This window comes from Paraburkholderia sp. (genome assembly GCF_049581445.1).
Taxonomy (GTDB): Bacteria; Pseudomonadota; Gammaproteobacteria; order Burkholderiales; family Burkholderiaceae; genus Paraburkholderia.
Genome location: NZ_JBAURZ010000312.1, coordinates 1 through 14,065, shown reverse-complemented (window position 1 = coordinate 14,065; position 14,065 = coordinate 1). Strand labels below are relative to the sequence as shown.

The 14,065-nt window shown below is 62.0% G+C and carries 14 protein-coding genes; 6 read left to right on the top strand and 8 right to left on the bottom strand.

Annotated features, from left to right (window positions below; translation table 11 throughout):
• Positions 1-616: TetR/AcrR family transcriptional regulator (locus WCA85_RS25695; protein ID WP_424067675.1), on the top strand; the 616-nt coding region annotated here is incomplete at its 5' end.
• Positions 617-638: 22 nt separating this feature from the next.
• Here WCA85_RS25695 and WCA85_RS25690 read toward each other — a convergent pair.
• Both WCA85_RS25690 and WCA85_RS25685 read right to left on the bottom strand, forming a co-directional pair.
• A complete protein-coding gene (locus WCA85_RS25690; protein ID WP_424067674.1) occupies positions 639-1,661 on the bottom strand; it encodes a phosphotransferase family protein in 1,023 nt (340 codons plus the stop codon).
• Positions 1,662-2,098: 437 nt separating this feature from the next.
• A complete protein-coding gene (locus WCA85_RS25685) occupies positions 2,099-2,818 on the bottom strand; it encodes a ribonuclease activity regulator RraA (RefSeq protein WP_424067673.1) in 720 nt (239 codons plus the stop codon).
• Between the two features lie 659 nt (positions 2,819-3,477).
• On the opposite strand from WCA85_RS25685, the gene WCA85_RS25680 reads away from it, so the two are divergent.
• Entirely contained in the window at positions 3,478-3,936 is a 459-nt protein-coding gene (locus WCA85_RS25680) for a response regulator (protein WP_424067672.1), read from the top strand.
• 69 nt (positions 3,937-4,005) lie between these two features.
• Here the strand turns inward: WCA85_RS25680 and WCA85_RS25675 are convergent, their stop codons facing one another.
• From WCA85_RS25675 to WCA85_RS25665, 3 genes are all read right to left on the bottom strand, one after another.
• A complete protein-coding gene (locus tag WCA85_RS25675) occupies positions 4,006-4,632 on the bottom strand; it encodes a Fur family transcriptional regulator (RefSeq protein WP_424067671.1) in 627 nt (208 codons plus the stop codon).
• 46 nt (positions 4,633-4,678) lie between these two features.
• Positions 4,679-6,259: a tetratricopeptide repeat protein gene (locus WCA85_RS25670; protein WP_424067670.1), complete on the bottom strand. Its 1,581-nt coding sequence runs from the start codon at positions 6,257-6,259 to the stop codon at positions 4,679-4,681.
• Positions 6,260-6,345: 86 nt separating this feature from the next.
• A complete protein-coding gene (locus WCA85_RS25665; RefSeq protein ID WP_424067669.1) occupies positions 6,346-6,972 on the bottom strand; it encodes a glutathione S-transferase family protein in 627 nt (208 codons plus the stop codon).
• A gap of 246 nt (positions 6,973-7,218) precedes the next feature.
• On the opposite strand from WCA85_RS25665, the gene WCA85_RS25660 reads away from it, so the two are divergent.
• A complete protein-coding gene (locus WCA85_RS25660; protein ID WP_424067668.1) occupies positions 7,219-8,883 on the top strand; it encodes an ATP-binding domain-containing protein in 1,665 nt (554 codons plus the stop codon).
• 29 nt (positions 8,884-8,912) lie between these two features.
• Positions 8,913-10,742, top strand: coding sequence for an ATP-binding response regulator (locus tag WCA85_RS25655; protein WP_424067667.1), 1,830 nt, complete (start codon positions 8,913-8,915; stop codon positions 10,740-10,742).
• Between the two features lie 17 nt (positions 10,743-10,759).
• Here WCA85_RS25655 and WCA85_RS25650 read toward each other — a convergent pair whose 3' ends face one another.
• Positions 10,760-11,614 carry a helix-turn-helix domain-containing protein gene (locus tag WCA85_RS25650; protein ID WP_424067666.1) on the bottom strand — a complete coding sequence of 285 codons (855 nt, stop codon included), beginning with the start codon at positions 11,612-11,614 and terminating at the stop codon, positions 10,760-10,762.
• A 424-nt stretch (positions 11,615-12,038) separates the two neighbouring features.
• On the opposite strand from WCA85_RS25650, the gene WCA85_RS25645 reads away from it, so the two are divergent.
• Positions 12,039-12,671: a C39 family peptidase gene (locus WCA85_RS25645; RefSeq protein ID WP_424067665.1), complete on the top strand. Its 633-nt coding sequence runs from the start codon at positions 12,039-12,041 to the stop codon at positions 12,669-12,671.
• 89 nt (positions 12,672-12,760) lie between these two features.
• Here the strand turns inward: WCA85_RS25645 and WCA85_RS25640 are convergent, their stop codons facing one another.
• Positions 12,761-12,970, bottom strand: a complete 210-nt coding sequence (locus WCA85_RS25640) for a hypothetical protein (protein WP_424067664.1) — start codon at positions 12,968-12,970, stop codon at positions 12,761-12,763.
• A gap of 170 nt (positions 12,971-13,140) precedes the next feature.
• On the opposite strand from WCA85_RS25640, the gene WCA85_RS25635 reads away from it, so the two are divergent.
• Positions 13,141-13,422 carry a hypothetical protein gene (locus WCA85_RS25635; protein ID WP_424067663.1) on the top strand — a complete coding sequence of 94 codons (282 nt, stop codon included), beginning with the start codon at positions 13,141-13,143 and terminating at the stop codon, positions 13,420-13,422.
• 126 nt (positions 13,423-13,548) lie between these two features.
• Here WCA85_RS25635 and WCA85_RS25630 read toward each other — a convergent pair.
• Positions 13,549-14,065, bottom strand: a 517-nt coding sequence (locus WCA85_RS25630) for a FadR/GntR family transcriptional regulator (protein ID WP_424067662.1), incomplete at its 5' end; no start/stop codon positions are given.

Here is a 14,065-nt window from a genome sequence, read left to right as displayed (position 1 = left end):
CCTGCAAGGGCCGGAACAGCGTGCCAGGCTGCTGGATGCAGCGCTTACGCTGTTCGCGCGCCAGGGCATCGTGGATACCACGCTGGGCGCGATTGCCCGGGAAGCGGGCTTTACACCGGCCATGGTGCATTACTACTTCAAGACGCGCGACCAGTTGCTCGATGTGCTGATCGATGAGCGTTTTCTGCCGCTGCGCACGGCGATTGGTGGCACATTCGAGGCCAACCCGGACGATCCGGTAGCCGCCATCACGCAACTTGCACGGCGGTTCGTCGATATCTCGGTCGAACATCCGTGGTTTCCGTCACTGTGGGTGCGCGAGGTGATCAGCGACGGCGGCTTGTTGCGCCAGCGCATGCATGAGCGCTTTGGACACGCGTCTCACAAGGCATCGCTCGAGCGAATCGAGCAATGGCAGAAAGAGGGGCGGGTCAATGCGGATCTGGAACCGTCGTTGGTGTTTCTCTCGTTGCTCGGTCTGACGATTCTGCCGCTGGCCACCTCGAAGTTGTGGCGCAATGATCCGGTGCGGCGCAGCCTCACCGCAGATGACATCGCCCGGCACGCCGTGGCGTTGCTCTTGCATGGCGTGGGGCCGCAACGCGAGAAAGCCTAGTGGCGCGGCGATCGTTCCCGGTTCACGCAGGCAGTCGGGTCTCCGCCGTGCGCAGTATGTGGTCGGCAACCGCTGTCAGTTCATCTGCTCTCACTGCGTCTCCTGCGCTCAGCGTGCTGGCGAGAAAGCCGATCACCCATAACGCGCTATAGAAGTAGATGGCGCGCCGTGCCAGCGCCGAAGGCTTTGCACAGCGAATCAACTCATGTCCATAGAGATGACCGGCTTCACCGACATCGGCCGCGATGTGTGCGAGCGTGGTGCCGATTGACAACAGCGGGTCGCCATAACACACGAAGTCGACATCGATAATCCCACGCAGTTGGCCGTGTTCCACGATCACGTTCTTGATCGTCAGGTCGTCCAGAAAGCAGATCGGACGCAACGATGCAAAATACGGTTCGATGTCCCGACGCACAGCGCGCAGGCGTCCTCGCAGACGCTCCAGTGGCGCGGCATGCTCAGGCGGGGTCACGGCGGTGGCGGGCAGGCCAAACAGATCCGTCCATCGCGCGTGGGGTGCGTGTGCGCCAATCGGCGCCCAGCCGAAGCCCCGGCTTTCCGGCAGACTCGTTACGCGTTCTTGCCAGTCGCTGACCGTCTCCGCGATGTGCGTAGCTTGCCGGTCGCTCAACTCAGACAATTCGAATTGCAGATCGCGTCCGGGAATCCAGTTCAGGATAACGAACGAACCGCCTGTTGATGTCGGACCCGACGCGAGAACGGTTGGCACAATCAGGCCTAAGGACCCCAGTGCGCTTAAATTATGCTGCGTGTACGCGAACGAACCGCGCCGCGCACTGATACGCACCGCCACCTCTCGACCATCCACGAGTTCGGCATGGAAAATGGCGTTGCCGCTGAGCGTTAGCGTCTCGCGCTGGATCGTGCGCGATGGCACTCCCAACGCGACATACACGAGGGCGGCAACGTCTTCAGCTTTTTCAGCCTCGGCGGCTGACAAAGCTGCAAGCTGCTCGCCGATGCCCTTGCTGTGCTGAACATTGGAGGGCTCTGGCTCGTCGGGACGGGAAGGTTCGGCCAATATATCGTGCCACGGGTACGGTTAAAACGGCTGGGGCGAGCGATAACGCGCGCTGACACGACACACCCAGCGTGTCATGCGGACACGGCGGACGATGGCCGTCCCGCAGAATCACCGCGACGGCGTGGCTATTACATCGGTGTTGGAATGTCGGGACAACGCGGAGATATTGGTTTTTCTTACGACGGTAACTGTTTCGCTTGCCGTCTGAGGTCGATCTCAACCCGTTGGAAGGTCCGCAATGTATGCGGGATGCTGATTCATGCTCTGGAAAACCGCGGAACGCCCGGCAGGAATTCCTTTCATTACCGTTTGCAGGTAACAACTCGCAACGGGCAGAAATATATGGGAAGGAAAGGGTTGGCCAGCCCGGCAGACTGGCTAACTCAAGCGCGACACATCTGAGTGAGTCGCGCATACACAGCCGAGGCGCGACCTCAGTTCTTCCGCTGATTCTTCCACAACGCGTAAGCTGCCTTGGTCACGTCATTCGGCGGATAGGTGCCCGGCAACGCAGCGCCTTCGCGAATCCGTTCCGTCAGAAACTCTTCCAGTTGTTCCTGTTCCGCAGCAGCTTGTGCGACGTCCGCGGCCATTTCGCGCGGGATGACCACCACGCCATCCGCGTCGCCGACGATCACGTCGCCCGGAAACACCGCCACACCGCCGCAGCCGATAGGCACGTTGATATCCACTGCATGGTGGCGGATCAGGTTGGGCGGCGCGCTAGCGCCCGCGCAGAACACCGGCAGGCCGAGTGCGGCGATGGTCGTGCTGTCGCGCACCGGGCCGTCAGAGACCATCCCGGCGACGCCGCGCACATGCAGACGCTGCGTGAGAATCGAACCGAACGACGCGCTATTGCGCTCGCCACGGCAGTCTTGTACGAGCACATGACCGGCCGGAATCGTTTCGACGCATTTGCGCTGTGCGTACTCCGGATTCGCAAACAACTCCAGCACATCGATATCTTCGCGTGATGGGATATTGCGCAACGTAAACGCCGGCCCTACCAGATTCGCACCCTGATGTCCTGCGAGCGGTGCAACCCCCTGCATGAACGTGTTGCGCAAGCCGCGCTTGAACAACTGGGTGGTCAGCGTGGCCGTGCTGACATGGCGGAGGGCTTCGAGCGTGGCGGGATCGAGTTCTTGCATCGTGATGTCGGTATCGTCGGATTGAAAGAGGGAGCCGCTGCGGGCCATCAGCGCAACTGTACGCGACCTTGCCCGCCGTGCCGTTCCATGCGCGCAGCCGGTCGTCGTGCCCAGTGCGCATCGCTGTCCATGATAGCGCTGCGGCGATCGTTTGCCGACAGCATGCGCTGGCAGCGCGCTGGTTCGCTTTGTGTTGCGTAGCAGCAGATGCGTCGCCTCTGCCGTAGACGCCGGGTCCTATACTCGAATGAGCCTTCGGAGCGCTATTACGACGCTGATCCCGAAGGTGATTCCTCTGAAGACATGCTGCGCAGGGATCGAGCCCTCACAGCACGCTACTGCTGAGCGCAACAAGTGGAAAAATCGAGTTGCTGACCCGTTATGCCTATGAGGCACGCTCCGTGCTACATATGATTGGATTTTGTTTCAGCCGCGACGGCGATGTGAGCACAGTGAGGCTGAGCTAAGGCCCTGAATGGGCTTGTTTTTTCATGCATGTGACTTGTGGATGAGTTAGTGTGCGCAGCGCGTTGCAGTCACTCTCCGGTTGATTCTTTCTGGACGGGGTGCAACTCATCGCGTCAAACACAGTCGGATATCGTGGATGCCAGGCGGAATCAAGAACCTGGCCGCGGCAACTGCGAGGTGGTCCGCGCGATATGATGGCCCTCTTGCTGGGCCTAACCTGTTTTTGGCAACAACGCAAAATGAACGGAGTGTTGAGACTCGACCAGGCAACGATTGTGCTCGTCGAAGATGACCCGCAAAGCCGGGAATCGTTGACGCTATTGCTTGAGTCGGAGGGTGCGCATGTCGTCGCGGTGGCGGATGCGGAAGAGGGCGTCGAAGCAGCGGTGCGATTGTTACCTGATGCGGTAGTCTGCGATCTGGAACTGCCCGGTATGGACGGTTTCTACCTGATCCAGCGGCTGCGCGATCATGAGATTCGTAGTGATCACTCGCCGGCCGTGGCCGTCGCGCTGACAGGTCATACCGACGACGCCTACCGCTTACGCAGCATCGGTGAGGGCTTTCAGCATTTCATGACCAAACCGGCGCAACCTGACGATCTCGTTGGCCTGCTGCACGACGCGATTGACGCGCGTGCGGCGGGTTAAAGCCCGCCCCCTGGCGCGACTAGTCGCGCAATCGCTCTGGCCCTGACGCATTTGCGATGCCGCAAGGGCTTAGGCGCGGCCGGCAGGCGCAGATGTTTGCGCGAGCTGGGCAGCTTCGGCGGCCTGGCAGGCGGAGCACAACCCTTTCAGCTCAATTTCATCGCTGGCGAGGCGATACCCTGCGTCCTCGATTTGCGCAACCAGTGCCTGGCGCAGCTTGGGCTGGTGCAGTTCCGTGACGTTGCCGCATTGCTGGCAAACCACCAGAATGCCATGCTGACATTGCGTCAGATCGTGGCATACGGTGAACGCGTTGATCGATTCGATCCGGTGCACGAGCCCAGCTGAAAGCAGGAAGTCGAGCGCCCGATACACCGTTGGCGGCGCGGAGCCCGGGTGGATCTGGCGCATGTCGTCAAGCAGCGAATAGGCCTTGGTGGCGCGCCCAGAGGTCAGTAGCAGTTCCAGCACCTTGCGACGGATCGGCGTGAGTTTTTCCCCACGTTCGCGGCAATATTCCTCAGCCATCACCAGTGCGGCTTCCGGCGTTGCCGCATGGGCCTGCTCATGATCGTGGGTGTGATCATGGTCATGCGCGTGATCGTGCATATGTGCGTGGCCGTTGCCACCGTCGTGGGTGGCGTCGCGGGCAGCGGCGGCTTTTGCGGCAACCGTAGAGGGCTTGGCGTTCTTCATGTGTCGATTATAAGGGCCATCGCCCAATAGCGTGACGGGCTGCTTTCTACGCGACGGGAAGCGCCGCGAGCGCGTCGCGCAGCTCTCTCACCACGTTCAACCAGTCACCGCGTGCGCTCTGCCGGAAGAGGCGCACGCTCGCATACCAGGGGCTGTCGCAGCGATTCATTTGCCAGCGCCAGTCGGGCGTGAACGGCAATGCGATCCACACCGGCTTGCCCAGCGACGCCGCGAGGTGTGCGACGGCGGTGTCGACGGCAATCACGAGGTCCAGTTGAGAGATCAGTGCGGCCGTGTCGGCGAAATTCTCCAGGCGTTTGGCCACATCGCGCAGGATGCCGCGCTGTACAAGCTCCCCAAAGTGCACGCGGTCGTCGTCGCGCACGTCCTTTTGCAGGGAGACGAATTCGGCGTTGGCATCGAACAGCGTCGCGAGTTGCGCCAGTGGTATCGAACGATTGCGGTCGTTGAGATGCCCACGACTGCCCGACCACACGACGCCCACGCGCGGTCGCCGCGCGCTGCTGCTAAACAGCCTCTCCCATTGTGCAACGCGGACAGGGTCCGCGCTCAGATACGGCTGCGACGAATGCTCCGGTGCGGTCAGATCCGCTGCGCGGACCTTGAGCGCGAAGGCGAGACTCATCAGCGGAATGTGGTAGTCGAATGGCGGCAGAGGCGTGTCTTCGCCAACGACTTCGGCCACGCCCGGATAAGCCTGCAACAACGGCAGCAACGCGTTCTGCACCCGCAACACGACCCGCGCACCGGCGGCACTCAGCCGGTCGGTGAAGCGTACGAATTGCAGCGTGTCGCCGAAACCCTGCTCGTGGTGAACCAGCACGGTCTTACCAGCGAGTGCCTGGGCGCCGGTCCAGAGTTGCGCTGCATCGAAGCCGTGGCTGTCCGTGCCGTCGCGCCAGCGCCATTCGTACTCGCGCCAGCCGTGTTCGAACTCGCCCAGCAGCAGATTGGTCTGGGCGCGATTGGTGCGCGCGCCGGCGTCGTTGGGATCAATGGCCAGCGCTTTCTTGAACTGCAGCAACGCTTCGTCGAAGCGGTGCTGGTCGCGCAGCGCCACGCCGAGGTTGACATAGGCGCGTACGAAGTCGGGCTTGCGCGCGATGGCTTTCCCGTAGGCAGCCATCTCGTCGTCGTAGCGGCCCATTACGCCGAGCAGATTGCCCTTGTTGTAATGCACCTCGGCGAGTTGTGGATGGCGGGTCGTGAGCCGCTCGAAGTACTGTAGTGCCCGTTCGTTTTCACCGAGTTTCGCCAGCGATAGCGCCGCGCCATGCATCGACGGCCCGTGGTCGGGTAAGCGTGCGAGGCAGCGTTCGTAGAGCGCGGCGGCGTCGGCGTGGCGGTCGGCCAACTGGCAGACATGAGCGGCGAGTTGGAGTTGGTCCGGCGATGCATCCAGCGCCTCCACGGCGCGTATCAGATAGTCCGCGGCGCGCTGATGCTCGCCCTGTTTGGCGGCGATATAGCCGAGTCCTTCGAGCGCCTCGCCGTGTTGCGGATCGAGCGCAAGAATCTCTTGCAGCAGGTCCGTCGCTTCGGCGAACTGTCCGGCGCTAAATTTTTGCTGCGCCGTGGCGAGCATGCTGGCGATATCGCGACTCATGTTGGGTGATCGGTGCGACGGGTGTAGATCAAGGCCGTGCGGACTGATGGCCCGCACAGGTCATGCTCACGCGCGGAGTAGCCCGCTCAGGTCAGCGTGAAATCGACATATTTCTTGAATCCCGTGCGCGTCGTGAGCCGCGAATACCAGCGCTCCAGGTTCGGCAGCGACGGCCGTTCGATTCCGTCCAGACCGAACCAGCGCTTGGCATAGGCGCCAATGACGATGTCCGCCAGTGTGCACTTCTCGTCCTCAAGGAAAAAGCGCGCGTGCAGATGATTGTCCACCAGCTTCCACAACGCGGTCACAGCGGTGAGATCGGTGGCGAGCTTTGCGGTGTCGCGCTGCGCTTCGGGCGTGCGCACGATAGCCCAGAACACCGGGCGCTCGGCCGGTTGCAGCGTAGAGAGCGACCAGTCCAGCCAGCGGTCGATGCTGGCGCGCTGCTTCGCCTCGCTCGGATAGAGCGGACTCGCCGGGGCGTATTGCATCACCAGATAGCGCAGGATCGAGTTTGATTCCCACAGCACGAAATCGCCGTCGACCAGCGTCGGAACGCGGCCCGTGGGGTTCATCGCCAGATAGTCGGGCTCGTTGTTGCGGCCGAACTGCAGGCCCGCATCGATGCGCTCGTACGGCAGCACCAGTTCGTCGCAACACCACAAAATTTTCTGGACGTTGACCGAGTTGGCACGTCCCCAGATCGTAATCATCCGGCAAATCCTTTTTATCGTGATTGGCAAGCCGCACTCAATGCGGCGTTCAACCGCCTACGATACACGATGCGGCTTGTTATTTCCTGTCGGCCCCCCGGATTGAGGCCTTGATGCAGTTTTTGCGGGCCGTGCTACCCTGGTGTGGCGCTGCTGTAGCCCAGGGACGCCTCAGGCGCCGTATAGATGTCAGAGAGGCCCATGCGTTGCGTACAATGAGCGCACCCGAATGTGACGAGACACCGCATGGCCCGCATTGTCCCCGACGACTGGAAAAATCTTGCCGCCACTGGCGCCGCTGTGCGCGAACGCGAAACCCTCGCGCTTCTCGAAGCGGGTCTGCCGAACGATTACACCGTCTATCACGGCGTGCACTGGACCCGCCTGAACCAGGGCTTTTCGGTGTTCGGCGAAGCCGATTTCGTGATCGTCAGCCCATCCGGACGCGTGATGATCATCGAGCAGAAAACCGGCTTTCTGCGTGAAACGCCCAAGGGACTCGTCAAGGTCTACCTGCAGACTGAGCGCAACGTGGCGGTGGCGCTCGCGCGCACCATCGAAGGGATGCACCGGCGCTTTACGGCCGCGTTTGGCGCGGGCACGTATTTCGTCGAGGAACTGCTGTATTGCCCGGACCATACCGTCAAAGACGCAGCCATTGCCGGCGTGAACCCGGGTCGCATCGTCGATGCGACGCGCAAGGAGCGGCTTGCCGCAATCATTCGCGAAGCCTTGCCGGCAGATGAACCGCGGCTCGCCTGCGCAGCCAAGATTCACCATTTTCTCGCCGACGAACTCGCGTTGACCCCCGATGCGAGCGCGCTGGTCGGTCAGGCCGGCACGCTCGTCACGCGACTGGCGGGCGGTCTGGCGACGTGGGCGCGGCGGCTCGAATTCTCGCCGTTTCGGCTGCGTGTGATCGGCACGGCCGGGTCCGGCAAGACCCAGCTTGCGGTACAGGTCATGAACGATGCGGTCGCGCGCGGCGCGCGGCCTTTGTATGTGTGCTTCAACCGGCCGTTGGCGGACCACATTGCGCGGGTGGCGCCCCCTGAGGCAAAAATCGCCAACTACCATCAGTTGTGCGACTGGGTTGCGCGCGACGGCGGCCATACGCCGGATTTTCAGGCCCCTGACATCTTCGACCAACTGGAGCAGAGCTTTGCCGCGACGCCAATCGACGCGCGCTGGCAGTTCGACGTCTTGATCGTCGACGAGGGCCAGGACTTCCAGCAGCCGTGGGTCGGCGCGCTTGAGCGTCTGCTGCGGCCGGGCGCGGCCTGGTGGTGGCTCGAAGATCCGCTGCAGAACCTTTACATGCGTGAGCCTGTCGATTTGCCCGGCTGGACTACGCTGAAGGAAACCACCAACTATCGCAGCCCGCGCGACATTCTCGACTATGTCCGTGACGTGGTAGGTCGTTCAGTGCCGCTCGCGGCGGCGCTTGCATCGGGCAGCCCGTTCGACGGCTCCGATATTTCGCTGTCCACTTACGATGAGGCGTCCGCGGCGCAAAGTTGTATCGAGTCGACCAAGCGGGCAATTACCCAGGCGCTGTCGTTGGGGTTTCGCAAGCAGGACATCGCGGTGTTGTCGTTTCGCGGGCGCGAGGGTTCAGCATTGAGTTCGCTCGATCAGCTCGGGCCGCATCGGCTGCGCAGTTTCACCGGAAAATACGATCTGTTCGGTAGCCCGGAGTACCGCGAAGGTGACCTGCTGCTGGAATCCATCTACCGCTTCAAGGGACAGTCGGCGCCGTGCGTGATCCTGACCGAAGTTGATTTCGACACCTTCGATGAGCGCGCCGCCCGCAAGCTGTTTGTCGGCGCCACGCGGGCGACGCTCAAGCTGATCGTGGTGGCGTCGCAGCGGGCGGCGAAACATCTGCGGGGTGAGGACAGTGCGCAATGAAGGCACATTGATGCAGTCAAATCCTTCGTATGGCAAATCAGGTCGTTGATCGTCAAGTGATGCCGCACCGGCTGCGCCGCTGGCTGCTGGCCGTCCTTTGGGCGACCGCGCTCGCCGCGCCGGCCGGGGCGATCGGCTATCTGCTGTACGCGAATCTGTTCAATCCGCGTGCAACCGCGCTGCTGACGGGCGCTTACGATGGCTTCTACTGGGACGCGGCGCAACTGCAGATCGCCTACGCGCGCCTCGAAAACCAGTTGCTGCTGTACCGCAGCGGTACCGATGTGGACTATCCACGGCTGCAACTGCGCTACGAAGTGTTGCAGTCGAAGCTGCATGTGATGGCGGGTTCGACGCAAACGCTGACGGATCAGATGGCGCTGTTGCAGCGTCAGCAGGGTGAAATTCAGTCGCTAGAGACGATGCTGGATGGGCTCGAACCGGACTTTGAAGCCTTGGCTCAGGATCCGCGTCATATCGATCCTATTGTCGCCGCGTTGCGGGCGCACTGGCAGGAGGTCAACGATCTCGCCCTGAGCCGGCGCTTCGCCGATGTCGCGGACCGCGAAGCCATCAGCCGTGATTTCATCGACAAACGCCAAATGCTGTTTGCGGCCGGGCTGATGCTGCTGGCGCTCTCGACTGCGGCGACGCTGCTGCTGGTGGTGAACGGCCGCCGTCGCAGCCGCCTGATTCGCCAGCAACGCGCCGCGCTCGAAGCCGAACACCAGGCGAGCCGCGCGGCGCGCGAGGCAAGCCTTGCGAAGGACGCGTTCCTCGGCATGATCAGCCACGAACTGCGCACGCCGTTGCATGCCATCGTCTCGTCGATCGAACTGCTGGGCTTCAACTTTCAGTCCGAAGCCGACCGCAAGGTGATCCAGCGGCTCGAAAGCGCGGCCCGGCATCTCGAAGCGCAGATGCGCGATCTGACGGACTATGCGCGCCTCGGAGCGGGCAAGCTGGAGTTGCGCTACGAGCAGTTCGAACCGCGCGAATTGCTGTCGTCGATCGTCGACGAACATACTCCGGCTGCCCGAGTACGCGGCCTCGCGCTCGAAAGCGAAGCAGTGGGGTTGACCGGGCCCGTCGATTCGGACCCGCATCGGATTCGTCAGATCGTCAGCAACCTGGTGACAAACGCCATCCGCTATACCGAGAAAGGTTCGGTGCGGGTGCGCCTCGCGCAACGGCTGGCAGTGCTGACCATCGTCGTAAGTGACACGGGACCGGGCGTGCCGCCCAACCAGTTGCCGCTGATGTTCAAGGAATTTACCCAGCTTGACGGTTCGCGCGCGCGGCGCTTCGAAGGCGCGGGGATGGGACTTGCCATTGTCCAGGGCCTCTTGAAGCTGTTCGGCGGCAACGTTGCCGTGGAAAGCACCGTGGGCGAGGGGACGACATTCACGGTGACGATTCCGGTGGGTCCGGTCGAGCCCGTCACGCATCCCGGCGCGATGACCTTCACCGCACCCGACGACGTGCACTCGCAGGTGCTGATCGTCGACGACAACGGATTGATTCGCGAGTCTCTGTGGGAAATGATTACGCACATGGGCTATGAAGCGACCGCTGTCGGCAGCGCTCGCGAAGCGCTTGCCTGGCTAGATGTGCGGCGCTGCGACGCGGTGCTGCTGGACCTGCATATGCCGGATCAGGATGGCTACGCGTTCTTCAGCGAATTCTCTTCGCGAAGCGGGCCGTCCGCCGGTGTGCCTGTGATCGCGATCAGCGCATACGCACCTGAGGCGCCGGAAGCGGGCACGGGGCCGTTCTTCGAATACCTGGTGAAGCCGGTGCACTACGAAGAATTGCGCAGTGCGCTGCAGCGCGCGTTGTCGGCGCGCAGCACGGTGTGATGGTTTTCAGCAGCGCCTCAAGCCCGGTTCAGACGCTTCGACAGATCGGCGACCAGAATCGCCATGCGCGCGGGCTTCTCGTAACAGGCCACGTTGTAGTTGCGGATGATCTCGCTGATTTCCGACTCGCTCGCCTTGCCGGTCAGCAGTTCGCCGGTCAGCACGAACAACGGAGCGTCGGGATTCTCCGACGCCCGCACGGCGCGAATGGCTGCCGCTGAGGTCTGATTGCCGAACAGCCAGTCGATCACGATGCCATCGAATACCTGGGTTTGCAGTTGATCCTGAAAGGCCGCAAGACCGTAGATCGCCATCGCCGCAAAACCGCTGCGTTCGAGGTAGTCACGCAGATTGTCGGCCGAAGCGTGATCGTCATCGACCACGGCGATCAGCGGCTTGTCCACCTCGCCGCGGCGCGGATAAATCTCAATCTTGTGAACTTCATAGGCGCTTTGATAGAGCGCGCCGTCATGACGCGTGACGCGCCATTGCCCCTGTTTCGAATAGGCGATGAACTCAGGACGGCTACCCGGTTCGAGTGCGGCGCCGACCCAGGCCGTGCAGGCCAGTTCGATTGCGCCAACGGAAAACGTCGCTTCCTGCGCAATGGCGCCCACCATGCCGGGGTCAAGCGATTGCGCGCCAAACAGTTGCGCGGCGGGCTCACCGAACACCTCGGCGACCTTCTTGATTTGCGACAGCGTCCAGGGACTGTTGCCACGCAGCTTGCGGTGCCCCTGCGAAAAACTCAGGTCGAGGATGCGGCACAGCTCAGTGGTTTGCTGCCGCTTACCGATGCCGTGACGGCTCATCAACTCGCGCACGCGTTCTGCAACTGCGATGGAGTCCGGTGAGGTTGCTTCAGTGGCCATGCTGCGTGGAGGTCTGTCTTTTTAAATAGGATCGGTGAAGGACGCGAAAGGCTGGACAGCGGCGCGTCGTTCCGCCCTTGCTGCGAGACGACTGGCCACGCGCGGGGAGCCAATGTACAGCAAAACGCGCAGTGTGACCGCTTTTATGCGGATGCCGCGGACGTGCCTGGATAGGCGCTGGGCACTGGTTCGCGCTCGGGTCATGCCCGGTGCATATGGTTTATTTTACCGGGGAATTTCACGCTCACATGTAATCAAGTGTGATCCGGTGGGGTCTTTCTCAACGCCTGGACTCGGCAATCATGCGGACTCGTGCTAAGTTTTCGGCTTCGTGTTTTGCTGCGTTCTGCTTGCTACGAGGGCGGCGGGGTTGATGCACGATGCAGTCTATCTTGAGTCCCCTTCAACTTTTCCAATTTGATCCATGAAAGACCAGACCGTGCGCAATTCAGGGGTGCCGTACTACTCGCAATGGGGCAGCCCCGAGTGGGTGTCGCGCATCGCGGAGCAGGACGTTGATCCTTGCGAAGACCCCGCATGGCAACGCAGCGGCTTCACCGAACCGGACCGCTATCGTTTCTGGGGACAACGCCTTTGCGGGCTGACCTGCCTCGAATCCGCGCTGGATTTATGGGGCATCGAACATGCCTCTCGCGCCGCGATGCTTGACGATGCGCTACGCCATGATGTCTATCGCATGCGCGAAGACGGCGGAGTGGACGGGCTGACTTATCGGCCGTTTGCCTCATGGGCCGAACGTGTATTCGGTCTGCAGGTGGAGGTATGGCCGGAGGCGGAGCTGGAAGAGATCGCCGCTGGCATCACCAGCGAGACGCTTGCGATCGTTTCGGTCAGTCCCGAGATTCGCCGTCCGAACGACGCGAACCAGGAGCGCGGCGGACATCTGATTCTGCTGCATGGGCGCGATCGCGACGGCGTGTGGTTTCACAATCCGTCCGGCGTGACGCCGTATCAGGCTGATGCGTACCTGCCGTTCACGACAATGAAACGGTTTTACGCAGGGCGAGGATTGACGCTGACTCGAGCCTCGCGCTGAGTGTCGCCGGCCTGTCCCAAGCCCCCCAAAACTGGCGGGCCCGAATTCTGCTGACTATTCGTCAGACGGCGGGCCGAACCCGCTCGTGATCAGCGCTGCCCCATTTGCTGCGTGCGGCGCTCGAGATCATCGGGCAGACCTTCGTAGTAGCCGCCTTTGAGCATGACTTCATACAGGCTGTGACGCTCATAGGAACGCCAGATGGACTTCGCGAGGCGGTGAATCGTTACACCAAACGATGACACTGCCGGACGGGCGCTGGCAGGAACGACGCGGGACGAAGCGGATTGGCTGGACATCGTGGCACCTCAATATTGGCAGTTTTGACTTAGGGTTAATACCTAAGTGTTTGCCATTATAAGTGTGTCAAAAATAAAGTGTGCGGTGCAGCAAAACGATTTGTCGGCGCGCTGGCGTTCTTCTGGGGTTACCTGTGTTGCGGTAAATAACTTGACTACCAGGAGGCCACATGTCCCGATCTATTTCTCGCCCTCTGTTCCGCCGCTGGAGCGTGCTTGCCGCGAGCTGCCTGACGGTGCTGGCTCTCGACGTGGCCTTGAGCGGCGTACATGCCGCGTCACAGGACGAACAAGCAAAGGCCTGTCGCGGCGATGCGATGAAATTCTGCAGCGCCGAGATTCCCAACAAGGACAAGATCACGGCTTGCATGAAGCAGCATAAGAAAGAGTTGAGTCCGGGTTGCCAGGCCATGTTCAAGCCCGAGCATCATTCTGCGGATCAGTCGGGTTGAGGCGGCGTACTGGGTACAACGAGCGGGTGCGGGTGGCTCGGGGTGAGGCCGCGTCAAGAAAGGCCGCCAGTCCACTGCTTCGCGCTGCACATTGCTGACGCTGGCGCTCGGAGGCCGCCGTCCGCGCTATTTCGGCGCAATATCGCGGCGCACCCGCATGATGTGCTGCTGGACGTAAAACGCTGCCGCATCAGCGTCGCCGCCAACAATCGCCTCGTAAATCAGCCGGTGTTCCGATACATACAGGCGAATCCGCCCCGTGTCGTAAATGCCGTCGTCCTTGAGCCGCTTCCAGAGCGGTTGATCCATCGTTTTGGCGACCTCGTCGGCGATTTTCACCAGCAACGCGTCCCCGGTCATCACTGCAAGTTGACGGTGAAACAGCCGGTCGCTGTTGTTCCAGAGCACCCGCTGGTCGGGGTCCGTCACATCCACGATCGAATCCATCTGCGCGAGATAGTGCTCGGCGAGCGGGTCCGGCCGCGCATGAGCGGCGGCGCGGCGTGCAATCGCCGGTTCGAGGATCAGGCGGACTTCCAGCGTCGAGGTCGGGCTGAAATCCGGGTCCCCCAGCGCCAAGGCGTCGACCAGCGGCGCAGCCGCGAGCCGCTGCAGCGCATCCGCGCAGACGTAGGTGCCGGAG

What these genes read in the sequence shown, in the direction of transcription:
- WCA85_RS25680 (WP_424067672.1), top strand. Translation starts at nt 3,478, where the DNA reads ATGATGGCCCTCTTGCTGGGCCTAACCTGTTTTTGGCAACAACGCAAA.
- WCA85_RS25665 (WP_424067669.1), bottom strand. Translation starts at nt 6,972, where the DNA reads ATGATTACGATCTGGGGACGTGCCAACTCGGTCAACGTCCAGAAAATT.
- WCA85_RS25640 (WP_424067664.1), bottom strand. Translation starts at nt 12,970, where the DNA reads ATGTCCAGCCAATCCGCTTCGTCCCGCGTCGTTCCTGCCAGCGCCCGT.
- WCA85_RS25650 (WP_424067666.1), bottom strand. Translation starts at nt 11,614, where the DNA reads ATGGCCACTGAAGCAACCTCACCGGACTCCATCGCAGTTGCAGAACGC.
- WCA85_RS25670 (WP_424067670.1), bottom strand. Translation starts at nt 6,259, where the DNA reads ATGAGTCGCGATATCGCCAGCATGCTCGCCACGGCGCAGCAAAAATTT.
- WCA85_RS25675 (WP_424067671.1), bottom strand. Translation starts at nt 4,632, where the DNA reads ATGAAGAACGCCAAGCCCTCTACGGTTGCCGCAAAAGCCGCCGCTGCC.
- WCA85_RS25660 (WP_424067668.1), top strand. Translation starts at nt 7,219, where the DNA reads ATGGCCCGCATTGTCCCCGACGACTGGAAAAATCTTGCCGCCACTGGC.
- WCA85_RS25635 (WP_424067663.1), top strand. Translation starts at nt 13,141, where the DNA reads ATGTCCCGATCTATTTCTCGCCCTCTGTTCCGCCGCTGGAGCGTGCTT.
- WCA85_RS25645 (WP_424067665.1), top strand. Translation starts at nt 12,039, where the DNA reads ATGAAAGACCAGACCGTGCGCAATTCAGGGGTGCCGTACTACTCGCAA.
- WCA85_RS25685 (WP_424067673.1), bottom strand. Translation starts at nt 2,818, where the DNA reads ATGCAAGAACTCGATCCCGCCACGCTCGAAGCCCTCCGCCATGTCAGC.
- WCA85_RS25655 (WP_424067667.1), top strand. Translation starts at nt 8,913, where the DNA reads ATGGCAAATCAGGTCGTTGATCGTCAAGTGATGCCGCACCGGCTGCGC.